The organism is Streptomyces sp. NPDC028305 (genome assembly GCF_055569495.1).
The window spans coordinates 426,475-452,975 of sequence record NZ_JBVHTN010000002.1; the positions used below are offsets into that span (position 1 = coordinate 426,475).

20 protein-coding genes are annotated in these 26,501 nt (G+C 70.1%); 12 read left to right on the plus strand and 8 right to left on the minus strand.

Translation table 11 applies throughout. From position 1 onward, the window contains the following. Positions 1 to 54: 54 nt before the first annotated feature. The 4 genes from ACZ4WQ_RS08650 to ACZ4WQ_RS08665 form a co-directional block, all read right to left on the minus strand. Positions 55 to 1,104 carry a substrate-binding domain-containing protein gene (locus ACZ4WQ_RS08650; protein WP_311722180.1) on the minus strand — a complete coding sequence of 350 codons (1,050 nt, stop codon included), beginning with the start codon at positions 1,102 to 1,104 and terminating at the stop codon, positions 55 to 57. A gap of 17 nt (positions 1,105 to 1,121) precedes the next feature. Beyond that, entirely contained in the window at positions 1,122 to 2,141 is a 1,020-nt protein-coding gene (locus ACZ4WQ_RS08655) for an ABC transporter permease (RefSeq protein ID WP_398374291.1), read from the minus strand. Further along, on the minus strand, positions 2,138 to 3,694 hold the full coding sequence (locus ACZ4WQ_RS08660) for a sugar ABC transporter ATP-binding protein (RefSeq protein ID WP_398374293.1): 1,557 nt from the start codon (positions 3,692 to 3,694) through the stop codon (positions 2,138 to 2,140). The genes ACZ4WQ_RS08655 and ACZ4WQ_RS08660 overlap by 4 nt, the downstream gene beginning before the upstream one ends. 106 nt (positions 3,695 to 3,800) lie before the next feature. Further along, positions 3,801 to 4,982, minus strand: a complete 1,182-nt coding sequence (locus tag ACZ4WQ_RS08665; RefSeq protein ID WP_358846713.1) for an ROK family transcriptional regulator — start codon at positions 4,980 to 4,982, stop codon at positions 3,801 to 3,803. 284 nt (positions 4,983 to 5,266) lie between these two features. Here ACZ4WQ_RS08665 and ACZ4WQ_RS08670 point away from each other — a divergent pair, with 284 nt between their 5' ends. Then, positions 5,267 to 6,493, plus strand: a complete 1,227-nt coding sequence (locus ACZ4WQ_RS08670) for a cytochrome P450 family protein (RefSeq protein ID WP_311722184.1) — start codon at positions 5,267 to 5,269, stop codon at positions 6,491 to 6,493. Between the two features lie 66 nt (positions 6,494 to 6,559). Here the strand turns inward: ACZ4WQ_RS08670 and ACZ4WQ_RS08675 are convergent, their stop codons facing one another. The 3 genes from ACZ4WQ_RS08675 to ACZ4WQ_RS08685 all read right to left on the minus strand — a co-directional run bounded on the left by ACZ4WQ_RS08675 (position 6,560) and on the right by ACZ4WQ_RS08685 (position 11,788). Beyond that, positions 6,560 to 7,639 (minus strand): glycoside hydrolase family 43 protein, encoded by a 1,080-nt coding sequence (locus tag ACZ4WQ_RS08675; RefSeq protein WP_398374295.1) that lies wholly within the window; start codon positions 7,637 to 7,639, stop codon positions 6,560 to 6,562. Further along, positions 7,636 to 10,485 (minus strand): discoidin domain-containing protein, encoded by a 2,850-nt coding sequence (locus ACZ4WQ_RS08680; protein ID WP_468022123.1) that lies wholly within the window; start codon positions 10,483 to 10,485, stop codon positions 7,636 to 7,638. Before ACZ4WQ_RS08680 ends, ACZ4WQ_RS08675 begins: the two co-directional genes overlap by 4 nt. A gap of 274 nt (positions 10,486 to 10,759) precedes the next feature. After that, complete coding sequence (locus tag ACZ4WQ_RS08685) at positions 10,760 to 11,788, minus strand: LacI family DNA-binding transcriptional regulator (protein ID WP_311722187.1); 1,029 nt, start codon at positions 11,786 to 11,788, stop codon at positions 10,760 to 10,762. Positions 11,789 to 12,077: 289 nt separating this feature from the next. Between ACZ4WQ_RS08685 and ACZ4WQ_RS08690 the strand changes: the two genes are divergently transcribed. The 6 genes from ACZ4WQ_RS08690 to ACZ4WQ_RS08715 all read left to right on the plus strand — a co-directional run bounded on the left by ACZ4WQ_RS08690 (position 12,078) and on the right by ACZ4WQ_RS08715 (position 20,146). Continuing rightward, positions 12,078 to 13,391: an ABC transporter substrate-binding protein gene (locus tag ACZ4WQ_RS08690; RefSeq protein WP_398374297.1), complete on the plus strand. Its 1,314-nt coding sequence runs from the start codon at positions 12,078 to 12,080 to the stop codon at positions 13,389 to 13,391. 30 nt (positions 13,392 to 13,421) lie between these two features. Next, positions 13,422 to 14,396, plus strand: coding sequence for a carbohydrate ABC transporter permease (locus tag ACZ4WQ_RS08695; RefSeq protein WP_358846709.1), 975 nt, complete (start codon positions 13,422 to 13,424; stop codon positions 14,394 to 14,396). A gap of 28 nt (positions 14,397 to 14,424) precedes the next feature. After that, complete coding sequence (locus ACZ4WQ_RS08700; RefSeq protein WP_311722354.1) at positions 14,425 to 15,246, plus strand: carbohydrate ABC transporter permease; 822 nt, start codon at positions 14,425 to 14,427, stop codon at positions 15,244 to 15,246. A 33-nt stretch (positions 15,247 to 15,279) separates the two neighbouring features. After that, positions 15,280 to 17,268 carry a glycoside hydrolase family 127 protein gene (locus ACZ4WQ_RS08705; RefSeq protein ID WP_398374299.1) on the plus strand — a complete coding sequence of 663 codons (1,989 nt, stop codon included), beginning with the start codon at positions 15,280 to 15,282 and terminating at the stop codon, positions 17,266 to 17,268. A 70-nt stretch (positions 17,269 to 17,338) separates the two neighbouring features. Continuing rightward, positions 17,339 to 19,504, plus strand: a complete 2,166-nt coding sequence (locus ACZ4WQ_RS08710; protein WP_385337747.1) for a beta-L-arabinofuranosidase domain-containing protein — start codon at positions 17,339 to 17,341, stop codon at positions 19,502 to 19,504. Positions 19,505 to 19,546: 42 nt separating this feature from the next. Beyond that, a complete protein-coding gene (locus tag ACZ4WQ_RS08715; protein ID WP_398374301.1) occupies positions 19,547 to 20,146 on the plus strand; it encodes a hypothetical protein in 600 nt (199 codons plus the stop codon). Positions 20,147 to 20,148: 2 nt separating this feature from the next. Here the strand turns inward: ACZ4WQ_RS08715 and ACZ4WQ_RS08720 are convergent, their stop codons facing one another. Continuing rightward, positions 20,149 to 21,042: a LysR substrate-binding domain-containing protein gene (locus ACZ4WQ_RS08720; protein ID WP_385337741.1), complete on the minus strand. Its 894-nt coding sequence runs from the start codon at positions 21,040 to 21,042 to the stop codon at positions 20,149 to 20,151. Between the two features lie 105 nt (positions 21,043 to 21,147). On the opposite strand from ACZ4WQ_RS08720, the gene ACZ4WQ_RS08725 reads away from it, so the two are divergent. The 5 genes from ACZ4WQ_RS08725 (at position 21,148) to ACZ4WQ_RS08745 (ending at position 26,498) form a co-directional block, all read left to right on the plus strand. After that, positions 21,148 to 22,134: a hydroxyacid dehydrogenase gene (locus tag ACZ4WQ_RS08725; protein ID WP_398374303.1), complete on the plus strand. Its 987-nt coding sequence runs from the start codon at positions 21,148 to 21,150 to the stop codon at positions 22,132 to 22,134. 51 nt (positions 22,135 to 22,185) lie between these two features. Continuing rightward, on the plus strand, positions 22,186 to 23,316 hold the full coding sequence (locus tag ACZ4WQ_RS08730; RefSeq protein WP_311722195.1) for a mandelate racemase/muconate lactonizing enzyme family protein: 1,131 nt from the start codon (positions 22,186 to 22,188) through the stop codon (positions 23,314 to 23,316). A 65-nt stretch (positions 23,317 to 23,381) separates the two neighbouring features. Beyond that, complete coding sequence (locus ACZ4WQ_RS08735; RefSeq protein WP_398374305.1) at positions 23,382 to 24,704, plus strand: ABC transporter substrate-binding protein; 1,323 nt, start codon at positions 23,382 to 23,384, stop codon at positions 24,702 to 24,704. Between the two features lie 8 nt (positions 24,705 to 24,712). After that, positions 24,713 to 25,648: a carbohydrate ABC transporter permease gene (locus ACZ4WQ_RS08740; RefSeq protein ID WP_398374306.1), complete on the plus strand. Its 936-nt coding sequence runs from the start codon at positions 24,713 to 24,715 to the stop codon at positions 25,646 to 25,648. Continuing rightward, complete coding sequence (locus ACZ4WQ_RS08745; protein ID WP_311722198.1) at positions 25,638 to 26,498, plus strand: carbohydrate ABC transporter permease; 861 nt, start codon at positions 25,638 to 25,640, stop codon at positions 26,496 to 26,498. The genes ACZ4WQ_RS08740 and ACZ4WQ_RS08745 overlap by 11 nt, the downstream gene beginning before the upstream one ends. Positions 26,499 to 26,501: the final 3 nt, after the last annotated feature.

The window sequence follows — 26,501 nt, forward strand, 5'->3', positions numbered from 1 at the left end:
ACGCCGTGGCGGGCGCCGTGGGGGCCGGGGCGGAAACCGGCGGGGCGGGAACCGTCACTTGAAGCCGGTGGACATGTACTGGTCGACGTTGTCCTTGTCGACGACGGCCGAGTAGACGGTGAGCGAGGCCGGGATCTCGTACTGGGAGAGCCCGCCGATGCCCTTGCTCTGGCCGAGCGCACGGGCCAGGTCGATGGCGGACGCGGCCATGGACGGCGGGTACAGGACGGTGGCCTTGAGCACCCCCTTGTCCTGCTTGATGGCCTGGAGCGCGGAGAGCGCGCCCGCGCCGCCCACCATCAGGAACTCGTCGCGGCCGGCCTGTTCGATGGCGCGCAGCGCGCCCACGCCCTGGTCGTCGTCGTGGTTCCACACCGCGTCGATCTTCGACTGGGCCTGGAGGAGCTGGGCCATCTTGGCCTGTCCGGACTCGACGGTGAAGTCGGCGGCCTGCCGGGCGACCTTCTCGATGTTGGGGTAGTTCTTCAGCGCGTCGTCGAAGCCCTTGGTGCGCTGCCGGGTCAGCTCCAGGTTGTCGAGCCCGGCCAACTCCACGACCTTGGCGTTCTTCTTGCCCTTGAGCTTCTCGCCGATGTACGTGCCCGCGTTGAGGCCCATGCCGTAGTTGTCGCCGCCGATCCAGCAGCGGTACGCCTGCGAGGAGTTGAAGATCCGGTCCAGGTTGACCACCGGGATACCGGCCCGCATCGCGCGCAGGCCGACCTGGGTGAGTGCCTTGCCGTCGGCGGGCAGGATGACCAGGACGTCGACCTTCTTGTTGATGAGGGTCTCGATCTGGCCGATCTGCTGCGCGGTGTCGTTGGAGCCCTCGGTGGTCTCCAGGGTGACGTCGGAGAAGTTCTTGGCCCGGCTCTTGGCGTTCTGGTTGATGGCGTTGAGCCAGCCGTGGTCGGCCTGGGGTCCGGCGAAGCCGATGGTGACGTGCTTGCCGGGCTTGTCGTCGGCGGCGGGCCGGTTGTTCTCGGCGGCCGCGGCCTCGTTGCTCTCGTTGCTGGTGCAGGCGGTGAGAAGGGCCCCGGCGGAGACGGCGGCCGTCCCGAAGAGCAACCCTCTGCGGCTCGTGAAAGACCTCTGCTCTGGCATGTCGGTGAACCCTTTCCTCAGGTGGTGCTCGTGGTGCGGCGCTGGACCAGCACGGCGGCGACGATGATCGCGCCCTTGGCGATCTGCTGGACGTCGCTCTGGAGGTTGTTGAGGGCGAAGATGTTGGTGATGGTGGTGAAGATCAGGACGCCGAGGACCGAGCCGGTGATGGTGGACCGGCCGCCGGTGAGCAGGGTGCCGCCGATGATCGCGGCGGCGATGGCGTCGAGTTCGTACAGGTTGCCGTTGGTGTTCTGGCCGGAGCCGGACAGCACGATCAGCAGGAAGGCGGCGATACCGCAGCACAGGCCCGACAGCAGATAGAGGTAGAGCCGCTGGCGCCGGACGTCGATGCCCGCGAGCCTGGCCGCCTCCGCGTTGCCGCCCACCGCGACCGTGCGCCGGCCGAAGGTGGTCCGGTTGAGCACCAGCCAGCCGATGACCGTGACGACGGCGAAGACCAGCACGAGCGGCGGGATGCCGAGCACATAGGAGTCGCGGTTGCCGAGCTCCAGGATGGAGTCGATGGTGACGATCTGGGTCTGCCCGTCGGTGATCTGGAGGGCGAGGCCGCGCGCGGAGGCCAGCATGGCCAGGGTCGCGATGAACGGCACCATCCCGCCGTACGCGACGAGCAGGCCGTTGATCAGGCCGCACCCCACGCCGACGATCACCGCGGTGAAGAGGACGCCGGCGAACCCGTACTCCTGGGTGGCGACCGTGGTCGCCCACACCGAGGCGAGCGCCACGATCGCGCCGACCGACAGGTCGATGCCCCCGGAGGTGATGACGAAGGTCATGCCGACGGTGACGACGCCGATGACGGACGCCTGGGTGAGCACCAGCTGGAGGTTGCGGGTGTCGAGGAACTGGTCGGGCTTGGTGATGCCGCCGATGACGACGAGGGCGGCCAGGACACCGAGCAGCGAGAGGATACGGACATCGGCACGGGGCACGAGGGCGCGCCAGGCGGGGGGCGTGGCGCCGGGGGCCGCCTTGCCGGTGTCGTCCCGGGGCGGGGATATGGACTGCGTCATGACGCGAGGCTCCCTTCAGTGGCCTCGGGGCTGCCTTCTCCGGCCCCCGGGCTTCCTTCCATGACGAGGTCGAGGACGCGGTGTTCGTCGAGTTCGCGGGCGGGCGCGGTGTGCACGACGCGGCCCTCGCGCAGCACCAGGACACGGTCGGCGAGTCCCAGCACCTCGGGCACCTCGCTGGAGACCAGGAGCACCGCCAGGCCCTCCTCGGCGAGGCGGCGGATCACCGCGTACAGCTCGGCGCGGGCACCGACGTCGACGCCCCGGGTGGGTTCGTCGAGCAACAGCACGCGGCAGCCGCGCAGCAGCCAGCGGGCCAGGACGGCCTTCTGCTGGTTGCCGCCGGAGAGCGTGCGGACCGGTACGGAGGGGTTGTCGGGCCGCAGCGACAGCTCCCGGGTGGCCGCGTGGGCGGCCTCGCGCTCGGCGCCCCGGTCGACCCAGCCGCCGCGCGAGAAGCGGGAGAGGGTGGAGACGGACACATTGCTGGTGACGGACTCCAGCATCAGCAGGGCCTGCGCCTTGCGCTCCTCGGGGGCGAGGCCGAGCCCGGCCCGTACGGCGGCGCGGACACTGCCGGGCCGCAGCCTGCGGCCGTCCACGAGCACCTGACCGGCGCTGGGTCTGCGGGCGCCGTAGATGGTCTCCAGGATCTCGGAGCGGCCGGAGCCGACGAGGCCGGCCAGGCCGACGATCTCTCCGGGGCGCACCGAGAGGTCGAGCGGCGCGAACTCGCCGGCCCGGGCCAGCCCGCGGACCTCCAGGACCGGTGCGCCGTCGGGCCCGGACTCCGGGCGGTCCGGGAACACCTGCTCCACCTTCCGGCCCGTCATCAGCGCCACGACCTCGTGGGTCGGCGTGGACTTCGCAGGCAGCCCGCCGGCCACCGAGCGCCCGTCCTTCAGAACGGTCACACGGTCGCCGATCCGCCGGATCTCCTCCAGACGGTGCGAGATGTAGACGACGGCGACGCCGTCGGCGGTCAGGCCGTCGACGATGCGGAAGAGGTTGTTCACCTCGTCCGGGTCGAGGGCGGCGGACGGCTCGTCCATGACGATGAGCCGTACGTCGTGCGAGAGGGCCCGCGCCATCGACACGATCTGCCGCTGGGCCGCCGACAGTTCGGCCACCGGCCGGGCCGGATCGATCTCCGGGTGTCCGAGGCGCCTCAGCAGCTGGGCGGTCGACGCCCTGGCGGTCCTCGCGCGGACGATGAAGCCGGCGGCGGTGGGTTCATGGCCGAGATGGACGTTCTCCGCCACCGACAGGTGCTCCACCAGGTCGAGTTCCTGGTAGATGGTGGCGATGCCCAGGCGCATGGCGGCGATCGGCGAACGCAGGGTGACGGTTTCGCCCTGCCAGCGGATGGTGCCCCCGTCCGGCTGGTGGGCGCCGGCCAGGGTCTTGATGAGCGTGGACTTCCCGGCGCCGTTCTGGCCGAGCAGACAGTGCACCTCGCCGGCCTGGACCTCGAGGTCCACGCCGTCCAGGGCCCGGACTCCGGGGAACGACTTGGTGATGCCGGACATGCTGAGCAGTGGCGTTGGTGCCATGTGGGTTCCCCTCGGCGGGCGTGCGGGCCGTTTTCACGCAGGGCAGGGCGGAGCAGGGCGCTGTGCTGGTGCGCCGTACGGGTGTGCGGTGGGACGGGTCGTGGGGTTACGCGGGCAGTAACAAGTGGTCGCTGATGAGCCGGGCCCCGCCGATGACGCCTGCGGCGGGCCCCAGTTCCCCGAGGACGATGGGGAGGTTGCCGGTGGCCAGCGGCAGTGACTGGCGGTAGACCTGGGCGCGGATCGCGGCGAGCAGGGTGTGGCCGAGGCCCGCGACCCCGCCGCCGACCACCACCAGGCCGGGGTTGAAAAAGGACACCAGCGTGGCGAGGACCTGGCCGGTGTGGGTGCCGCCCTCACGGATCAGGTCGAGCGCGATGGTGTCGCCCGCCGTGGCCGCGGCGGCGACATCGGCGGCGCTGAGGGCGCCGCTCGCGGCCAGCCGGGCCGCGAGGTCGGCCGAGCGGCCCTGCCGGGCGGCCTCGGTGGCGTCGCGGGCGAGGGCCGCACCGCTGAAGTGGGCCTCCAGACAGCCGTGGTTGCCACAGGCGCACGGGCGGCCGTCGGGCACGGCCTGGATATGGCCGATGTCGCCCGCGCTGCCGGTCGTGCCCCGGTGGACCCTGCCGTCGACGACGATGCCGCAGCCGATACCGGTGCCGATCTTGACGCAGAGGAAGTCGCCCGCGGAACGGGCGACGCCCGCGTGCTGCTCCCCGATCGCCATCAGGTTCACATCGTTGTCGACCATGACCGGGCAGCCGAGTTCCTGGCTGAGCACTTCCCTGACCGGGAAGCCGTCCCAGCCCGGCATGATCGGCGGGGCGACGGGGACGCCCTCGGGGAAGCGGACCGGTCCGGGGATGCCGATCCCGGCGCCGTGGAAGCCCTCGGCGAGCCCGGAGGCCCGCAACTCGGCCGCCATGGACAGGGCTTTCTCGAAGACGGCGACCGGGCCCTCGCGCACGTCCATGGGCTGGGTGATGTGGCCCAGGACTTCCAGTTCGCCGTTGGTGACGGCGACGTCGACCGAGGTGGCGCCGATGTCCACGCCGAGAAAGCGGAGTTCGGGGGAGAGCCGGAGGCTGTGGGAGCGGCGGCCGCCCCGGGAGGCGGCCAGCCCGTCGGCCACGACCAGACCCGCCTCCAGCAGCCGGTCCACCTCGACCGCCAGCTTGGACCGCGAGAGGCGCACCTGTTCGCTCAGTTGGGCGCGGGAGCTGGGGCCGCCGTCGCGCAGCAGTCGGAGCAGCTGGGACTGATGGGCGTTGGCCGGTCGAGCCGTCATATGTCTCACGTGCCCCTCACCGCCTCTGCCGGCCATGTCCGTCGGCTCCGGCCACCGTGGGCCTGCCGCGCTCCCTTTCGCCAGGAACGTAGCAGCATCAGAACGGCCTAGGAAGAAGTTGCGCCAGAATCTTCTTAACTTTTTCCCGGAGAAGGACAAAGTTCCGCCTCGATCCCAGAGCCGAGGCGGATAGAGGGCTCGCGTGAGGGTGTTTGATCCTGGATATATTCTTAGAGGGCGATAAGTGCGCTTCGCCTGCATATGGTGTGCTTCGGGAGGTCGCAATGAGCCAGCAGCCGGTTGTTCTGCCCTATGCCGACCCGGCCTTCGTGGCGAACCCCTTCGCCTTCTACCGGCGACTGCGCGAGGACGGCCCGGTGCGGCGCGCGACCATCGCCGGGGGCCTGGACGCCTGGCTGGTCATGCCCTACGAGGAGTGCCTCGCGGCCCTGTCCGACCCGCGGCTGAGCAGCGACGTCTGCCAGGCCTCGGACCCAGGGCTCAGACGGCAGCTGCCGGTGGCGGAGCGGGAGTCCATGGTGAGCAACATGCTGCGCGCCGACCCGCCCGACCACACCCGGCTGCGCCGGCTGGTCTCCCGGGCGTTCACCGCGCGCAGGGTGGCCGAGCTGCGGCCCCACGTCCAGGAGATCGCCGATCGGCTGCTGGACGCGGTCGTGCCGACCGGCCGGGCCGAACTGATCGGGGACTTCGCGCTGCCGGTTCCGGTCACCGTGATCAGCGAGCTGCTCGGTGTGCCCACGTCCGACCGGCAGGACTTCCAGCGATGGGTGGACGACCTGATCCTGCGCGGGCCGGAACCGCCGGACCCGGCCGTGCTCGACCGCGGATGGCGTCGGATGCGCTCGTATCTGACCGGGCTGCTGGCGGCCAAGCGGGCCAGGCCGGGGGAGGACCTGCTGAGCGCGCTGATCACCGCCCGGGACGAGGAGCATCGGCTGATCGAGGACGAGCTCATCTCCATGGCGTTCCTGCTGCTGGCGGCCGGATACATCACCACGGTCAACCTGATCGGCGGCGGCATTGCCGCGCTGCTGGCCCACCCCGATCAGCTCCGGATGCTGCGGGAGGACCCGGCGCTGTTGCCGGACGCGATCGAGGAGCTCCTCCGCTACGACGGGACGCTCAACCCCGGCATCGCACGCTTCGCGCGCGAGGACGTGTCCATCGCGGGCGTGGACATCCCGCGCGGCGCGACCGTGCTGGTCGCCTCGGCCATCGCCGACCGCGATCCGGCCCAGTTCCCCGACCCCGATCGCCTGGACATCACCCGCGGGGACAGCGCCCACCTCGCGTTCGGCCACGGCATCCACTACTGCCTCGGGGCGCAGCTGGCCCGGATGGAGGGGCAGGTCGCCATCGGAACCGCCCTGCGCCGCCTTCCCGATCTGGCGCTGGGCGTGTCGCCCGAGGAGCTGCGGTGGCGGCCCGGCGGGCTGCGCGGCCCCGAGCGGCTGCCCGTCACCTTCACCCCGGACCCCTCCGCGTAAGCCGGTCAGCGGGCCATCGCATCGATGGCCCGCCGATCGCGGCGGTCTGTTCGTGGTGTGGCTCGGTTACTCCCCTGACGGTGCGGTCAGCGGGACACCGAGGGCCACCGGGGTGCCGAAGTTCGGGGTGCCGTCCGCGTTCCAGGTGAACTTCTGCGCTCGGGTGCTGCGGTTCATGTCGCAGCCACCGCCGGCGGAGTTGTTCGCGTGGTAGACCATCCAGTCCTCGGTCCCGTCGGGCGACTTGAAGAAGCCGTTGTGGCCGGGGCCGTACACGCCGTTTGCGTTGGACCGCTGGAACACCGGGTTGGGCGACTTGATCCAGGAGGAGGAGGCGAGCGGGTCGCCCCCGTTGTAGGTGAGCATCCCCATCTTGTAGTCGGGCGTGGAGCAGTGGCTGGCGGAGTAGACGATGAACGTCTTGCCGTTGCGCTGGAGCACCTCGGCGCCCTCGTTGACCGCGCCGCCCACCGTCTCCCAGCTGTAGGTGGGGGTGGACAGCAGCCTACGGGTGCCACTGGCGGTCCACGGGTTCGACAGCGGCCGGATGAACATCGGCTGCGAGCCGTTGTAGTACGTGCCGAGGAGGTAGAGCTTGCCGTTCAGCTGGAGGATGCTCGGATCCAGCTCCCAGGTGTTGTCCTGGTTCGGGTCGAGCAGGTCGGCCTTGAAGGTGTACGGCCCCATCGGGTCCTGGCCGGCGCTCTCGAGCACATGGATCCGCTGGGTGCCCAGGTCGTACGGCTCCCGCCCGGCGGTGTAGTAGAAGTACCACCGCTTCCCGTTCGGGCCGTCCAGCAGATGGAACTCCGGGGCCCACATCGTGCCGGCCCCGTTGGGCCGGGACAGATTGAAGATCACCTGGTCGTTGGCCGTGGCGAGGCCCGCGAGGGTGCTGGCCTTGCGCATGGTGATCGTCGAGTTCCAGGTGGTGGTGGCGAGGTAGTAGTACCCGTTGTAGTAGGTGAGCCAGGGGTCGGGGCCGTGCTGGGAGAGCGGGTTGGTGAAGGTGCCCGCGCTCTGGCTTCCACTGGTGTTCTGATACCCGGGGGTGGTGGTGGCACCGGCCGCGGACGGCGCCACCAGTAAGGCGATCACCATGGTGAGCACGCCGGTGAGCGCGGACAGAAATCTGGCTCGAGTCACTGGTGCTCCTTCTTCGTGGGGAGGGCTCCGGAGCCACCCCGGTTGTAGACCTTGACCTCGGTGAGGCCGGTCTTGGCTCCGGAGGCGTTGGTGGCCAGGACCCGTATGCGCTGGGCGCTGATCGACGGGAACCGCACCACGTTGTAGTTGGCCTGTGGCGCGGCCGGTGTCTTGGCCTGACCGGGTGCGTCCACCCACGAACTGCCGTTGTAGTACTGGACGGTGTACGCGGACGGGGCCCGGTAGGTGGCGGAGGCCGGGCGGCTGTCCTTGAAGTGCAGGCGCACCTCGTTGAGCGTCCGGGCGGTGCCGAAGTTCAGCTCGTACCAGTCCTGGCTGTTGGGGGAGCCACCCGCGCCCCAGAACGGCTCGTTGGTGGGGTAGCCGTCCACCGCGCCGGAGACATTGCTGCCGGACCCGGTGTAGGAGGCGGACACGGTCGCCCCGGAGGCGAGGTTGGCGGGGTCGCCGGTCAGGTCGACGCCGGCCTTGGCGAACATGTCGACCATGCGGGGGCTGTTCTGTACGACCTGGTTGGGGGCCTGGAGCCCGGGGACGGCCGTGTGGTACGTGACCGTGCCGTTCGTCGTCACATTGCCGGTGGCCGGGTCCCAGGTGAAGGGCACCAGCTTGTCGACGGTGGCGACCCGGTTGCCGTTGATGAAGATCGAGTAGCCCTCCGGGACACCCGGGTAGCGCACCACTCCGTCGGCCGGGTCGTCCCAGACGATGGACAGATCGGCGTTGCGGTAGCGGAGGTTGTTGACGGTGAAGTGCGTCCAGCCGATGTCGATCGGGGAGAGCTCGACCTTGGCGTCGTTGCGGGTGCGCAGGCCGGCCACGTCCTCGATCACGGTCCAGTTGCTGCTGCCCAGGATGTTGTGGTGGATCCAGGAGCGGTAGTCGATCCCGCTGCCGTTCCAGTCGGCCCAGAACTCGTTGGCGTCGGGAAACTGGGTGTTGCCGCCGACGTACTGCGCCCAGGCGTTCCAGTAGAGGAGCTTCTTGTAGTCGGTGGCGGTCATCCAGGAGTTGGGATAGTTGCGCAGCACCGAGGAGTAGAGCCGGAACTGCACGGTGGAGTTGATGGTGGAGAAGTTGTTGGAGCCCGGGTTCCCGGCGTCCGCCGCCGCCTTCTTGTCGACCTGGTTGGCCGTGTAGAAGGGGAAGACGGGGTACTGGGCCGGATCGTTGAACAGCCGCAGGGCCTGCTTGTAGGTCGAGGTGTTGGGGACGGCTCCGACCGAGAACGGGTAGTAGTTGTTGATCTCCTTCCAGGGCACCCATTCGTTGGTCGACTTCAGCCGGTGCTCGAACAGCTGCCGGTTGGGGTTCCACAACACGTTGACGATGGCGTCCTTGATCTGGTTCGCCAGCGTACGCATCTCGGCGGCCTTGGCCGTGTGGCCGACCGCGTCGTAGGCCTGGGCCGCGGCCAGCGCCCCGCTGTACTGGTACGCGGACTCGGCGCGGTCCATGTTGCCGGGCTTCCAGTGGAAGGAGACCGCGTCGGCGTCGTTTCCGGTCAGGGCGCCCCAGTCGTATTCGATCAGCTTGTTGTTGTCGTGGTCGTAGTAGGCGAGCTGGCCCTTGACGTCGCCCTCCGCGTAGTGGGCGAGGTTGCCCGCGATGGCCGGCTGGCCCCCGTGGAGCTGATAGCTCTTCCACGCCGCCTCGGCGATGTACTGGGTGTAGCTGTTGGACCAGTTCTCCGGGTCACCCGGGTTGTCGAGGAAGCGGCCGCCCTTGGAGATCTGGCCGACGTTGAGCCAGTTCCCGTAGGCGTACATCGGGTTGCGCAGATACTTGAGGTCGTCGATGTGCATGGGCTGGGTGAGCGCGATCGCGTTGTTGTAGCCGAGGACGCCTTCGGTCGAGGTCGGGAACTGATAGGTCTGACCTGGGATGTTGGCGTCGAGGCTGTTGAAGCGCATCAGCCACCAGCGGTAGTAGATGCTCTTCTTGATCGCGGGCTCGGGCACATCGATGTACGGCACGTTCTGCGCCCACCACAGGTTGTACGCCTTGACGTGGGTGGCGAACGCGGTCGCGTCCGAGTAGCCCGCGTAGGCGTTGTAGTCGGTGAGGGACTCCGGGATCTCGCTGGTGATGAAGCCCATCACCACCTTGGCGGTCACCGTGGCCCCGGCCGCGATCGTCACCGACCGGTTGAGCCCGCCGCTGTTGGCGGCGAAGCCGTCGCCGGTCAGCCGCGTCTGGATGCTGGTGAGGTTGTTGTAGGCGTTGACCTGTCCGGTCAGCTCGCTGCCGGAGCCCGACGTGGCGTACGGGGAGGTCGCCCGTAACTGGAGCGTGGTGGAGCTGCTGCCGTTGTTCTTGATCGACAGGTTGGTCACGGCGACGTTGTTGTCGGTGATGAACTTGGTCTGGTTCACCGTGATCGAGCCGTTGGTGTGCACGCTCTTCCAGTTGCTGGGCGTCTGCCGGCGCTGTGCGACCTGTTCGGTGAAGGTGCCCGGACTGATCGCGATGGAGTAGGCGTTCTTGTCGCTGATGCTCTCCCAGTAGGCGACATGGCCGCCGAACCCGAGCACCGCGGGGTCGTGGGTCTTCATGAAGACCGCGCGCCCACGGCTCATCAGCCAGGGCCCGGCCGGGTCGTTGCCGGAGCGGGCCAGCAGGCGGTCCATCCAGAAGTCGGTGCCGGAACTCTCGGAGTCGTAGATGGACCGCATCATGTCGCCGGGCGTGTAGGCGACGGGCGCGGCCGGGATCGCGGGTCCGCTGAAGGTCGGGAACCCGATGGTCTGGTCGGCGGCGGCCGGGGTCGCCGCGGAACAGACCGTGCAGATGATCAGCGCCAGGGCGAGGAAGAGGCGCTTCATGGCAGGGCCCGTGCGCTGCGGTGGTGCTGCGTGTGGTCCATGGTGGCGGCCCCGTGCGGAGCCGTCATCGTGCGTCTTCTCATCGGGCGCTCCCTGTCCGGTTGACAGCAGGCGGTTGCTCACGATGGTGCTGACGTTCTCCGACGAGGACTCCCGGGAGCCCCGGCGGACGGGGTGCGATCAGGCGTACCGGGGTCGTGCGTGAAACAGACCTAAAAGGTTTTCGCAAGGTAGGCGCGTGCCACGGCACTGTCAACAGAAGTAGCACCACGCCTCAGGAGAGCGGGGCCGTGGACCCCCTGATCACCACGCGGCAGGGCAGGGTCTCGACCCCCGAGCGCCGAGCGCCGGAGATCGCGCCGAACAAGGTGTGCGCGGCCGCGCGCCCGACCTGCTCCAGATTCATGTCGACGCTGGTCAGCGGCGGGCGGGAGGCGGAGGTCAGGACCTGCCAGTTGTCGAAGCCCATGACCGCCACATCCTCCGGCACCCGGTGGCCGCGCTCGCGCAGCACATCCATGACCCCGCGGGCGATCTGATCGCTGCCGCACAGGACGGCGTCCACGTCCGGGTGCCGGTCGAGCAGCATCGCGGTGGCCGCCCGCCCCCACCCCTCCGACCACGCCCCGAACCGCACCTCACCGACCAGGGCGAGCCCGGCGTCGGCCAGCGCGGCCCGGGCCCCCTCGGCCCGCTCCTGCGCCGCCAGATAGCCGGGATCGCCGGTGATGTGCGCGATCCGGCTACGGCCGCAGGCGAGCAGATGGTCGACGGCGATCCGGCCGGCGCCGATGCTGTCGGGAACGATGGACAGATCCTCCGGGTCGTCCGACGGGGCGTACGCGTAGACCACGGGGACGGGCAGTTCGCGGCCCAGGGACGGACGGGGGTCGGTCCGGCTGCCCACCACGATGAGGCCGTCGACCCGGCGGCCGAGCAGCGCGCGGACATGGTGCTGCTCGCGGATCGCGTCGCCGCGGGCGTCGCACAGGAACACCGCGACCTCGCCGGCCCCGAAGGCGTCCTCGGCGCCCATGAGGATCGGGATGGAGAACCGGCCCTCCAGGTCGCTGGTGAGCAGCCCGACGGTGCCTGTGCGCCCGGCGAGCAGGCCGCGGGCCAGCTGATTGGGTCGGAACGACAGCCGCTCGGCCGCTTCGATCACCCGCTGCCTCGTCTCCGCGCGCACCTGGCTGCGGCCGTTGAGGGCCTTGGACGCGGTGGCGATGGACACGCCGGCCAGCCGGGCGACGTCGCTGAGGGTGACGGGATGCGAACGAGAGGGGCCGGTGGCCTGTGTCATGGGTAGTTCTCCTGTCTCGCGTCGCGTGCCGGGCCGTCGAGAGTGGCACATCGCGCGCAAAAAAGGGTACGCGAGTTGTTTCGGTCCGGGGACATGCAAGGTGCCTTCGAAGTTTCGACGGCTCCCGTACAGGCATTCTCAGCAAGGGGATTGACGGGTGATGAGCGGAGTTCTACGTTCGCTGAAAGCCTTTTCGGTCAGTTTCCGTCGCAGAGTTCAGTGCCACCACAGCCATCGTCCCGTCCGGTTCGGCCTGCCCACGGCCCGCCGCCACACAAGGGAGATCGTCATGGGGAGCACGGCCGGACCACAGGGACGCATACGCCGACTCGCCACCGGCGCCCTCGCGCTGATCGCCGCCGCGAGCATGGTCACGGCCTGCGGATCGGGGGACGGCGGCTCGGGCGGCGGAGGGGGCTCGGCGGGCGGGGTCAACGGCGTCGACGACGGCGCCAAGCTGACGATGTGGACCCGCGCGGCGACCCGCCCGCAGAGCGAGGCCCTGGTCAAGGCGTACAACGCGAGCCACAAGAACCGGATCGAGCTCACCGTCATCCCCACCGACGACTACCAGGCCAAGGTCGGCGCGGCCGCCGGCGCCCGCGACCTCCCCGACCTGTTCGCCTCGGACGTGGTGTTCGTGCCCAACTACACCTCCAGCGGGCTCTTCGCCGACCTCACCGAACGCGTCGACGCCCTGCCCTTCGCCAAGAACCTGGCCCAGTCGCACATCAAGGCCGGTACCTACGAGGGCAAGAAGTACGTGGTGCCGCACACCCTCGACCTGTCGGTGCTCTTCTACAACAAGGAGCTCTACCGGCGGGCCGAGCTCGACCCCGCGAAGCCGCCCACCACCCTGCGCGAGTGGGACCAGCAGGCGCGGGCCGTGGACGCGCTGGGCGGAGACGTCAACGGCACCTTCTTCGGCGGCAACTGCGGCGGCTGCGGCGTCTTCACCTGGTGGCCGTCCATCTGGGCCGCGGGCGAGGACGTGCTCAACAAGGACGGAACCGAGGCACAGCTGTCCTCCGACACCGCGAAGAAGGTCTACCAGACCTACCGCGGATGGGTGAAGGACGACATCGTGGCCCCCGGCGCGCGCGAGGAGACGGGCACCACCTGGACCGGGGTCTTCCCGAAGGGCAAGGTCGGCGTGATGCCCATGCCGTCGACCACCCTGGGCCTGATGCCGAAGGACCTCGACCTCGGGGTCGCGCCCATCCCCGGACCCGACGGCGGCAAGTCCACCTTCGTCGGCGGTGACGCCATCGGCATCTCCGCCACCAGCAAGTCGGCCAACCAGGCCTGGAACTTCCTCGCCTGGTCGCTCGGCGACAAGGCCCAGGTCGACGTGGTCGCCGCGCACAAGGACGTGGTGGCGCGCACCGACCTCGCCTCCAACAAGTACTCCGACGCGGACCCGCGGCTGGTGACCATCAACCGGCTCGTGGCGGACGGCCGCACCCCGTACGCGCTGAAGTTCGGCCAGACCTTCAACGACCCCAACGGGCCGTGGCTGTCCCTGATGCGCCACGCCGTCTTCGGTGACGGAGGGTCCGTGGAGAAGGACAACAAGGCGGTCAACGCCTCGCTGGCCGACTGAGCGCCCCCGCTTACCCGGCAGAGGAGAGCCATGCAGGTGAAGGCGCCCGACCGAGCGGCCGCCGAACACCGGGCCCGGTCGGCGCGGCCGGCCCGCCCGGCCCGCCGGCCTCGTACCCCCGGACCCCGGTGGTGGCGGTCCCGGAAACTCCAGGGGCTCGGCTACGCGGCCCCCACGGCCGTGTTCGTCGCGGTCTTCTTCGTACTGCCCCTGCTGCTCGTCGGGCAGATGTCGCTGAGCGACTGGCCGCTGCTCGCGGGGGACCGGGGCGGCAACGCCCCCGAGAACTACACCGATGTCACCGACTCCACCCTGTTCTGGCCCGCGGTCCGCTTCACCCTCCTCTACACCGTGGTCGTCACGGTCGTCCTCCTCGGGCTCGCCCTGCTCCTCGCCCTGCTGGTGCAGGAGTCCCGCCCCGGCGCGGGCTTCTTCCGCACGGTCTACTTCCTGCCCGGCGCCCTGGGGCTGGCCTCCGCCTCCTTGCTGTTCTGGGGCCTGTACAGCCCCACCACCGGACCGCTCAGCCGGATCCTGGAAAAGCTCGGCGTCACCGACGAGCCGGTGTCCTTCCTCGGCTCGCCGACCTCCGCCCTGCTGTCGACGGTCTTCCTCATCGTCTGGAAGTTCGCCGGCTTCTACATGCTGATCCTCCTCGTCGGCATCCAGCGCATTCCCCACGAGGTGTACGAGGCGGCGCGGATGGACGGCGCGAGCCGTGGCCAGATCTTCCGCAGCATCACCCTGCCCCTGCTGCGGCCGTCCCTCGCGCTCTCCCTGCTGCTGTGTGTCACCGGATCGCTGCTCGCGTTCGACCAGTTCTTCATCCTCACCAAGGGCGGGCCGGACAACAGCACCGTCACCATCGTCCAGCTGATCTACCGCGAGGCCTTCCAACGGATGAACCTGGGCACCGCGGCGGCCCTCTCGATCCTCGTGCTGGCCGCCCTGCTCGTGCTCAACGTCGCGCAGTTCCTCGGTCTGCGCCGCGCCGACGAGTCATGACCTCCACCTCATGAGAAGGGACACCACGGTGCTCACCCGCGCCCTCGGCCGGACGCCCCACTACGTCCTCGCCGGAGGACTGGCCGTCATCTTCCTCTTCCCCCTGCTGTGGAACGCCTGGGCGTCGGTCAGCGGACAGCCGGGCACCGCGCAGGAGTCCGGCTACGGCCTCGGCAACTACCGCACGCTGCTCGAGTACGACGCGGGCCTGTGGCGCTACCTCCTCAACAGCACCGTCGTCTCGGCGCTCACCGTCGCCCTGACCCTCGGGGTCTCGCTGCTCGGCGGCTACGCCTTCGCCCGCTTCGACTTCCCGGGCAAGAACCTGCTGTTCCTGGTAACGCTGGCCATCCTCATGGTCCCGTACGCCACGCTCCTCATCCCGCTCTATGTGCTGCTCGGCAGGCTCGGGCTACAGAACTCGCTGCTCGGGCTGAGCCTGGTGCTGGCCATGTTCCAGCTGCCGTTCGCCACCTTCATGATGCGGATCTCCTTCGAGGCGGTGCCGCGCGAACTGGAGGAGTCGGCGCTCGTCGACGGGTGCGGCACGGCCGGCGCACTGCGCCGGGTCCTGCTCCCGGCGGTGCGGCCGGGGCTGATCACCGTGGGGCTCTTCGCCTTCCTCGCGGCCTGGAACGACTTCATCGCGCCACTGATCCTCATCTCGGACAGCGAGAAGGCGCCACTGCCGCTGGCCGTCGCGAATCTTCGGCAGCAGAGCATGGGCGCCGTCGACTACGGCGCCACCGAGGCAGGGGTGGTGGTCCTCGCCGTGCCCTGCCTCCTCCTCTTCCTGCTGCTGCAACGGCACTACGTACGGGGCTTCATGTCGGGCGCGCTCAAGGGCTGACGCGCCGCACCACGGAGACGGACAACCGAAGGGATGAACCGAAGGCATGAACTGGTGAGGGAGAACACGGCGCGGTCACTCGTCCTGCCGGTGGCGCCGGCCCGGGGCCGGCTGCGGCCGCTCGGGCTCGACGAGGTCACGATCACCGGGGGCTTCTGGGCCCGGCGCCGCCGGATCAACGCGACCGCCACACTCGACCACTGCCGCGACTGGATGGAACGCGTCGGCTGGATCGGCAACTTCCGGGCCGCCGTCGAGGGCCGGATCCACCGGGACCGGCGTGGCCGGGAGTTCGCCGACTCCGACGTCTACAAGCTGCTCGAAGCCATGGCCTGGGCGGCCGCCGGGCAGGGGCCCGACACCTCGCTCGACGCGGAGATCGCCGCGCTCACCGAGGCCATCGCGCCCGCCCAGGAACCGGACGGCTATCTGAACACCGCCTTCGGCCGCCCCGGCCAGCAGCCCCGCTACAGCGACCTCGAATGGGGCCACGAGCTGTACTGCTACGGGCACTTGATCCAGGCGGGGGTGGCCCAGGCCCGGGCCCGGGGCGAGGGCGAGCTGGCGAAGATCGCCCGGCGGGCCGCCGACCATGTCTGCGCCACCTTCGGCAGGGGCGGCATCGAGCGCGTCTGCGGCCATCCCGAGATCGAGCCGGCACTGGTGGAGCTGGCCAGGCTGACGGGGGAGCAGCGCTATCTCGACCAGGCCGCGCTCTTCGTCGACCGCCGCGGCCACCGCACCCTCGCGGACCCCGAGTTCGGCCGCGCCTACTACCAGGACGACCTGCCCGTCCGCGAGGCCACCGTGTTCCGCGGCCACGCCGTCCGCGCCCTCTACCTGGCGTCCGGCGCCGTCGACGTGGCCGTGGAGACCGGGGACGACGCCCTGCTGGCCGCGGTCGTGCGGCAGTGGGAGCGTACGGTCGCCCGGCGCACCTATCTGACGGGCGGCATGGGCTCGCACCACCGGGACGAGTCCTTCGGCGACGACTTCGTCCTGCCCCCCGACCGGGCCTACTCCGAGACCTGCGCCGGTGTCGCTTCCGTCATGCTCAGCTGGCGGCTGCTGCTGGCCACCGGCGAGCCGCGCTTCGCCGACCTGGCGGAGCGCACCCTGTTCAACGTGGTCGCGGCCTCCCCGGCCGAGGACGGCCGCGCCTTCTTCTACGCCAACACCCTGCACCGGCGCGACCGGGGCACCGTGCCCCCCACCGACGCGGAGAGCCCGCGCGCCGAGTCGAGCCTGCGCGCGCCCTGGTTCGCGGTGTCCTGCTGCCCGACCAACGTGGCGCGGACCCTCGCCCAGCTGCCCGCCTATCTCGCGACGGCCGACGACCACGGCGTGCAGCTGCACCAGTACGCCGACGCGGAGATGGCCACATCCCTCGCCGGAGGCCACGGTGTCGCGCTGCGCATCCGCACCGACTACCCGTCCGGCGGGGCCGTGACCGTGCGGATCGACCGGTCCCCCGACCACCCGTGGACCCTGTCGCTGCGCGTCCCCGGGTGGACGGAGGGCGCCGCCGCATGGCTGGTCGAGCCGGACGGGACACGCCGCTCCGTCCCCCCGGGCACCGCCACCGTCAACCGCCTCTTCCGGCCCGGCGACGAGATACGGCTCGAACTGCCCATGGCGCCCCGCTGGATCGGGGCCGATCCGCGCGTCGACGCGGTGCGCGGCACGGTGGCCGTCCAGCGGGGGCCGCTGGTGTACTGCGCCGAGTCGGTGGATCTGCCGGACGGACACGAGGCCGACGCCGTGCGGGTGGATCCGTCGGTCGAGCCGAAGGACGGGCCCGGCGCGGACGACACCGTCGTCGTGGCCGGGGAGCTGGCCGGACACGCCGGTCAGGGCGACACTTCATGGCCGTACGGACCGCTCGACCGCCCCGCCACCGAGCCCGCCGCCGAGCGCGCGGACATCGTCCTGGTGCCCTACCGCTCCTGGGCCAACCGCGGGCCCGCCACGATGCGGGTGTGGCTGCCGACGGCGGGACCGGACACCACAGCCCCCTCGTAACCCGCGCGCGCTCCGCGTCCCCCTGCCCATGCCCGCCGACCACCGACCACCGACGATCGGAGTCAAGAGCATGTCCCACCCCCCGTCCCGCCGCCACGCGCTGAGACTCGCCGCCGGGGCCGCGGCCACCGCCCCGCTCGCGTACGCCGTCCCGACGGCACAGGCCGCCCCGGCCGGAGCCACCCCCTCCGCGGTGTCCTCCCAGGCCGCGCGCGGGCCGTTGCCCGTCCCGGACACCTGGTCGGTACGCCCCTTCCCGCTGGACGGGGTGACCCTCGGCGACGGTGTCTTCCGCCGCAAGCGCGATCTGATGCTCGGCTACGCCAGGTCCTACCCGGCCGACCGCATCCTGGCCGTCTTCCGGGCCAACGCCGGGCTCGACACCCGCGGCGCCCGGCCGCCCGGCGGCTGGGAGACCTCCGACGGCAATCTGCGCGGCCACTACGGCGGCCACTTCCTCACCCTCATCGCCCAGGCGTACGCCGACACCAAGGAGGCCGCGCTCAAGACCAAGCTCGACTACCTGGTCGGCGCGCTCGGCGAGTGCCAGAAGGCCCTGGCGGACCACGGCTCGCCGAAGCCCAGCCACCCCGGCTACCTGGCGGCGTACCCGGAGACCCAGTTCATCCTGCTGGAGAGCTACACCACGTACCCCACCATCTGGGCGCCGTACTACACCTGCCACAAGATCATGCGCGGTCTGCTCGACGCGCACACCCTGGCCGGGAACGCGCAGGCCCTGGAGATCGTCTCGGGGATGGGCGACTGGGTGCACAGCAGGCTCGGCCACCTGCCGGCGGCCCAGCTGGAGCGGATGTGGTCCATCTACATCGCCGGTGAGTACGGCGGGATGAACGAGGTGATGGCGGATCTGTACGCCCTCACCGGCCGGGCGGAACACCTCGCCGCCGCCCGCTGTTTCGACAACACCACGCTGCTGAAGGCCTGCGCCGAGGACCGCGACATCCTGGAGGGCAAACACGCCAACCAGCACATCCCGCAGTTCACCGGCTATCTGCGGCTCTTCGACCACACGGCGAAGGAGGAGTACGCCGCCGCGGCCCGCAACTTCTGGGGCATGGTCACCGGCTCCCGCATGTACAGCCTGGGCGGCACTGGGCAGGGTGAGATGTTTCGCGCCCGTGACGCCATCGCGGCCACCCTCGACGACAAGAACGCCGAGACCTGCGCCACGTACAACATGCTCAAACTGAGCCGGCAGCTGTTCTTCCACCAGCCGGACCCCGCCTATATGGACTACTACGAGCGGGGCGTGACCAATCACATCCTCGCCTCCCGCCGGGACGCCCCCGCCACGGACAGCCCGGAGGTCACCTATTTCGTCGGGATGGGCCCGGGGGTGCGGCGCGAGTACGACAACACCGGCACCTGCTGCGGCGGCACCGGCATGGAGAACCACACCAAGTACCAGGACTCGGTGTACTTCCGCTCCGCCGACGGCGGCGCGCTGTACGTCAACCTCTACCTCGCCTCGACACTGCGGTGGCCGGAGCGGGGCTTCGTCATCGAGCAGACGAGCGACTACCCGGCCGAGGGCGTGCGCACCCTGACGTTCCGCGAGGGCAGCGGGCAGCTCGACCTGAGACTTCGTGTTCCGGTCTGGGCCACGGCGGGCTTCACCGTCACGGTCAACGGGGTCCGGCAGTCGGTCAAGGCCGTGCCCGGCAGCTATCTGAGCCTGAGCAGGAGCTGGCAGCGCGGCGACCGGGTCGCCGTCTCCGCCCCCTACCGTCTGCGCATCGAAAGGGCCCTGGACGATCCCACCGTCCAGTCGGTGTTCTACGGTCCGGTGCTGCTGACCGCCCAGAGCCAGGAGTCGGCATTCCGCGTGTTCTCCTTCTACAAGGACTTCACCCTCCGGGGCGATCTCGCCGACGCGATCAAATCCGGCGGCCGGCCGATGTACTTCACCACGCACGGCCTGACCCTCGCCCCGTTCCATGTCGGGGACGAGACGCGCTACCACGCCTACTTCAAGCGCTCGGAACCGGTCGTCGTGTTCGGCACGAAGAACTCGGGCGTACCGAACCGCGCCCGTGGCAACGGCCTCACGTTCCTGGACGTGCTCTGGGCGCAGGCCCCCTTCACGACCTCAGGCGTCTTCGTCCAGGCGGTACGCACCCTCGCCGACACATGGCTGTCCGAGGGGCTGTTCAGCCGCACCGAACGGGACAGCGTCGTGGCCGCCGCGGTCGGGGCGAACCTCAGGCACTGACGTACACCACACCCCCCACCATCCCCCCACAGGAGGAACGTCATGAGTACCTGGCGCAACAAGGCGGTCGTCGCCGCGCTGGTGGCCGCCGCGGTGGCCGGGCCCGGTGTCGCGCAGGCCGCACCGGCGGCCCCGGCGGCCGCCCAGAAGCAGGTGTCGGCGGCCACCATCACCTGGACGCTCGAACGGGCGAGCAACCCCACCCAGGACCAGCAGACGGCCTACAACCTGATCACGGCGGCCATGAGCGCCGCGGTGGCCCGGTACAACAACCTCAGCGATCTGGGCAAGAACATCACCGTCCGCTACGACCCCGGTGTGCCCACCGCCGACGGCAACATCAACGGAACCATCCGCTTCGGCAACCGCGCCTATATGACCGAGCGGACCGCCCTGCACGAGATCGCCCACACCATCGGCGTGGGCACCAGCTCGGGCTGGAACACCCTGTCCAGCGGCGGAGGCTGGCGCGGTGCGCAGGCCACGGCGCTCGTCAAGCAGTACGACGGTTCGGGCGCCACGCTGTCCACCGGTGGTGGCCACTTCTGGCCCTACGGCCTGAACTACGACAACGAGTTCTCGAACACGGCGGCGGATCGCCATGTCCGGATCGTCGCCGCCATGGTGCGTGACGGACTGTAGGTTCAGGACACCCCGAGCCGTGGCTCGCGGGTGAGGACCGCGGCCAGTCGGTGCAGGGCGGGGTTCGGGCTGTCCGGGCTCCAGCAGGCGTGCAGGGTCACGGAGTGGGCGTCGGCCGGGGCCAGTTCGCGGTACCGGACGCCGTGCACGCCCATCGTCATGATGGAGCGCGGTACCAGCGCGCACCCGAGCCCCGCCCGCACCAGCGCCAGCATCGTCGGCACCTGTGAGGTCAGCTGGCTGACCGCGTAGCGGTCCACGCCGATCATGGCGGCACAGATGTCGTGCAGATACCGGGAGCCCTCGGGGCTGTACCCGATGTAGTCGTCGGCGACGTCCGCGAGGGGCACGGGTTCGGTGGCGCGGGCCAGCGCGTGGCCGGCGGGGACGGCGAGCACCAGGTCCTCGGAGTGCACCAGGACCGACCGGTACCGCTCGGGGATCGGCGGCCGGACGAGGCCCATGTCGACCTCCAGATCGGCCAGCGCCGCGAACTGGTCCGGGCTGACGAGTTCCGTCAGCTCCACGGACACGTCGGGGAGGTGCCGGTTCACCAGGTCCAGGACGTCCGCGAGTATCGCGTACGCCCCGATCGCGGTGAACGCCAGCCGCAGCGTCCCCGTCCGGCCCTCGGCGGCGTGGCGGGCGGCGACCGGCGCCGCGTCGAGCAGGGCGAGGATCCGGCGGCAGTGGTCGAGGAGCGCCTGGCCCGCCGCCGTGATCCGCGCGCCACGGCCGGTGCGCTCGAACAGGACGACGCCCAGATTCCGCTCCAGTGCCTGGATCTGGCGGGTCAGCGGCGGCTGGGTCATGTTGAGCCGCGCGGCGGCACGGCCGAAGTGCTGTTCCTCCGCCACGGCGACGAAACCACGGAGCTGTTGCAGAGAAAGGTCCATGCCGTCAAGGTATCGCGCAATGCCAAATAGGGCTTGGACGGGCATAACAGCGGGTCCCTACGGTCGTGACAGTCATCGCACACCGACCCGGCCCGAGGAGCAAAGGTGTCCAAACTCGCCGTCGTCATGACCCCCGAGCGAGCCGCCGATGTCTGCGGCACCGACGCCCGGCGGCTGATCGCGGAACACTTCGAGGTGACCTGGGCCGAAGGCGAGCTCGACGGGGACGAGGTGGCCCGGCTGGCCGCCGGCTCCGAGGTGCTGCTGACGAGTTGGGGCACCCCCCATCTGGACACCTCGATCTGGGCCGGCGGCGGCGGCCCCAAGGTGGTCGCCCACGCGGCCGGCACGGTGAAGAAGCTCATCGACCGCGAGGTGCTCGACCAGGGCGTGACCGTCTTCTCCGCCGCGGGGCGGATCGCCTGGTCCGTGGGGGAGTACTGCCTGGCCGCCATGCTCACCCTCGCCCGCCGCCTGCCGCGGTTCGACGCCGCGGTGCGCGGCGGCGGCTGGAAGCAGAAGGACTTCAGGGGCGGCGAACTCGCCGGCCGCTCCGTGGGCATCGTCGGCGCCAGCTCCACCGCACGCGCCCTGATCACCCTGCTGAGGCCGTTCCGCTGCGACGTGGTGGTGTACGACCCGTACCTGGACGAGGCGGGGGCCGTCGCGCTCGGGGTCCGCACCGCCACGCTGGAGGAAACGCTCGGCTGCGCGTTCGTCTCCCTCCACGTACCCGATCTCCCGGCGACCCGGGGAATGGTGACCCGGCGGCTCATCGAGGCGATGCCCGACGGCACGATCGTGGTCAACTCCTCGCGCGGCCCCGCCGTCGACCAGGCGGCGCTTCTCGACCACGTCCAGTCCGGCCGGATCCTGGCCGCGCTGGACGTGTACGACCCCGAACCCCCGAGCCTCGACGAGTCCGCGCTGAGCTGCCCGAACCTCCTGCTCACCCCGCATATCGCGGGGGACACCACCCAGGGACACCTGGCGCTGGCCGGGTATGTGCTGGCCGATGTCGTGGACTGGCTCGGCAAGGGCGTCCGCGGCCCGAGCCTCGTCGATCCCGCCGCATGGCCGACCGCCGCCTGACCGCGCGTGCCCCACCCCCCTCAGGTCTCCCGTGAAAGGAACCACCTCCCCATGTCGCGCATCACGGCGGTCGATGTGTTCCCCGTGGCCGTGCCGTTCGCCCGCCGGTTCGTCCTCGGCAGCGGCACCGTCGGCACCCCGGACCAGGCGGGTTCGGTGATCTTCGTCAGGCTGACGACGGAGGACGGGGTCGTCGGCTGGGGCGAGCAGCGGGCCCTGCCGAGCTGGAGCTATGAGACCGCCGAGACGATCGCCGTCGTCATCAAGCGCCACCTCACCCCCGTTCTGCTCGAACTCACCCCGTTCGACGTGGAGCTGTTCCACGCGCGAGCGAACCGCCGACTGAGTCCGTCGGTGTCCAACGGCTTTCCGTTCGCCCGGGCCGCCGTCGACATCGCCATGCACGACGCGGCGGGCAAGCTGGCCGGGCTGCCGGTCCACGCCCTGCTGGGAGGCAAGGTGCGGGACACCGTTCCGCTCTGCTCGGCCATCGGCGTGGGCGACCCGTCCGCCGTCCGCGAGCACGCGCGGGCTTCCGGCCACTACCCGGCGTACAAGGTGAAGATCGGCGGGGATGTCGACGCCGACGCCGCCGCCGTCACGGCGGTCGCCGAGGTCGCCGCGGCCAAGCCCATCTGGCTGGACGCCAATCAGTCCTACCGGCCGAGCGCGCTCAAGCAGCTGCTGCGCGCGCTGCACGACGTGCCGGGCATCCACTGTGTGGAACAGCCCGTGCCGAGCACCGACACCCTCGGGCTCCAGCGGCTGCGGAGCATGATCGACCTCCCGGTCGCGATCGACGAGGGCAGCTTCACCGCCCAGGACCTGGCCCGCACCATCCGCCTCGACGCCGCCGACCTGGTGGTCGTCAAGCTCTGCAAGTCCGGCGGCATCCGCAACGCCCTGAAGACCGCCCAGGTCGCGCTGGCCGGCGGCCTGGAGGTGCTCGCCAGCGGGCTGACCGACTGCGGCATCGGCTTCGCGGCGGCCCTGCACCTGTTCAGCCAGCTGGAGCTGGCCCTTCCGGCCGAGTTGAACGGCCCCGAGCTGCTGGCCGATCTGTATGTCGACAAGCTGCACATCGACTCGGCCGTCGCGACCGTCCCCACCGCCCCCGGCCTCGGCATCGAGGTCGACGAGGAGCGCATCCGCGCCGAGTCCATGGACCTGGCCTTCGCCTGACCCGGAGCGTCCTCACCACGGCACGCCCTCACCACAGCACGTCCTTGAACAGCGAGGAGACGACGATGTCTTCCAGCCTGTCCCGCCGCACCCTGCTCAGGAGAACCGCCGCCGGAGGGCTCGCCGCCGCCGGCCTGAGCGGCTGCTCGTCCGGCCCGCCACCGGGCACCGCCACCTGGTCGATGTGGTCCAACGGCCCGGAGGAGGCCAAGGTCTGGGCCGCCTTCGGTACGTACGTCGAGCAGCGGATGCAGGTCGATTCGGTCTCGACGCTCACCCCGTCGGACAGCTACGCCACCAAACTCGACCTCCAACTGGTCAGCGGAACGGCCAGCCTGGTCACCGGCATCAACGGCTGGATGGTGCCCACCTACGCGGCGCGCGGCGCGTACCGGCCGCTGGACGACCTGATCGCCGAGGACCCGGACTTCGACCTCGACGACTTCTACCCCGCGATCCGGTCGATCTCCTCCTTCGCCGGCAAGACCTACGGCATCGGCTTCGACGTGGCGCCCACCGTGCTCTACTACAACAAGACGCTGCTCGACAAGCACGGCATCGACCCGCCGTCCCCCACCGAGCCCATGACCTGGGACACCCTCCGGGACCTCGCGATCGAGGTGAGCGGGCCCAAGGACAGCTACGGTTTCACCTGCGGCCCGGCCATCGACGACCTGGTGTCGTGGATCTACTCCGCCGGCGGCAACGTCATCAACGAGAAGGGCGACGCGAGCGCCCTGGACGCCCCCGAGGCCCGGGGCGCCATCGAATTCGTCATCGATCTGTTCGTCAGGGACCGGGCGACCCCGCCGATCACCAATCTGGTCAGCGCGAAAGCCAGCGGCAACGCCCTGGCCAACTTTCTCCAGGGCAATGTCGCGTTCATGCAGAACGGGCCCTGGCAGGTGCTCAACGTCCGCAAGGCGCCCTTCGAATGGGACATCGTCCCCTTCCCCGCGGGGCCCGCGGGCAGCAAGCCGCGCGTGTCGGGCTCCAGCTTCGGCATCCCCTCCGGCGTCAAGGGCTCCGACCTGGACCTGGCCTGGCGCCTGCTGAAGACCCTGACCAGCACCGGCGCGCTGGACATCTACGCCACGGCCGGGCGCAACAACCCGGCCAGGCGCTCGGCGGGCAGCGCCTTCAAGCCCCCGCCCGCCAACCTCGGCGTCGTCCAGAAGATCCTCAAGGGCGAGGTCGGCGGCGGCCACCCCTTCGACGTCACCACCAACTGGAACCGGGTGCGGCTGCTGATGGGCCAGGAGCTGCCACGGGCCTTCCTCGGCGATCTGACGGTCGCCGAGACCATCGAGAACATCAACCCGCGGCTGAACGTCCTGATGCGTCAGCACCGGGACGCCGTCCGCCAGGCCGACCGGCGCGGTGAGTGAGGATGACCATGGCTGTCGAGACCAGCACCGCCGCATCCCGGACCCCGACTCCACGGCCCCCGCGCCCCCGACGGCGCCGCTCGGACGCGTTCGCCGCCTGGCTGTTCCTGCTGCCCAGTCTGGTGGGGTTCGTCGTCTTCACCGCCGGCCCGGTGATCGCCGCGGGGGTGATCTCGCTGCTCGACTGGAATCTGTTCAGCCCGCCCAGCTTCGCGGGTCTTGACAACTTCACCCGGCTGGGACCGGACTCGACCTTCTGGTCGGCATTCGGCAACACCCTGTACTTCACCTTTGCCAGCGTGCCGTTGACCCTGCTGGTCAGCCTGGCCCTCGCCCTGCTGCTCAACCAGGGGCTCCGGCGCATCGCGGTCTTCCGGTCGCTGCTCCTGCTGCCCTACGCCACCATCACCGTCGCCGTGGCCTTCGTCTGGGTCTGGCTCTACATCCCGACCGACGGACTGGTCAACGCCGTGCTCGGCGTCTTCGGTATCAACGGCCCGGCATGGCTGATCTCGGACGACTGGGCGATGCCGGCGCTGATCGCGATGAGCGTCTGGAAGAGCTTCGGGTTCGGCATGGTGATCTTCCTCGCCGGGCTCCAGGCCATCCCGCAGCAGCTGTACGAGGCGGCCAGGGTCGACGGCGCCACACCGTGGCGGACCTTCCGCAGTGTGACGCTGCCACTGCTCTCACCGGCGATGTTCTTCGTCGTCGTCACCTCGATCATCAACTCGTTCCAGGTCTTCGACCAGGCACTGGTGATGACGGACGGCGGTCCGGGATCACGCACCACCACCCTCGTCATGTACATCTACCAAACGGGATTCCAGAACTACGAGCAGGGCTACGCGGCCGCGCAGTCGATCGTGCTGTTCGCCTTCATCGCGGTGATCACCGCGATGCAGTTCCTCCTCCAGCGGAGGCTGGTGCACTATGACAACTGACCTCCCCGTCCTCACGCCGCCGCGCCGCTCGCCCGTCGCCAGACGGAAACTGCTGGTGTTCACCTGCTTCCTGGCCACGGCGGTCACCCTGACCCCGATCGTGATGATGGTGCTGGTCGGCTTCCAGTCCGACACCGAGTCGATGGCGGCCAAGCCCTCCTTCTGGCCGAGCAGCTGGCACTGGGAGAACCTCGGCCGCGCCTTCGACCTGGTCCCGCTCGGCGACTATCTGCTGAACACCGTCATCTTCGCCGGTGGCACCACCATCCTGGAGACGATCACCGCGGCGCTGGCCGCGTACGCCTTCGCCCGGCTGAACTTCCGCGGCCGTGAGGTGCTGTTCGGCGTGTATCTGGCCACGCTGATGATCCCCACGCAGGTCACCCTGGTCCCGCAGTTCATCCTGGTGGCCAAGTTGCACGGGGTCGACACCTGGGCGGGGATGATCCTGCCGCACGCGTTCACCGCGCTCGGGGTGTTCCTGCTCCGCCAGTTCTTCCTCGGCATCCCCCGGGACTACGAGGAGGCGGCCCGCCTCGACGGGGCGAACCGCTGGCAGACCTTCACCCGGGTGATCATCCCGCTGGCCGTGCCGGCCATCGCCACCCTTGCGGTGTTCAAGTTCATCAGCCAGTGGAACAACCTGCTCTGGCCGCTGGTGATCTCCAACAGCGATGCCACCAGGACCGCCTCGGTCGGCCTCCAGGTGTTCCAGTCCACCAACGGAACCCAGTGGAACCTGCTGCTGATGGCGGCCACCATCACCACCGTCCCGCTGATCCTGATCTTCTTCCTCACCCAGCGCTGGTTCGTCAAAGGCATCACCATGAGCGGACTCGGAGGCCGCTGACCC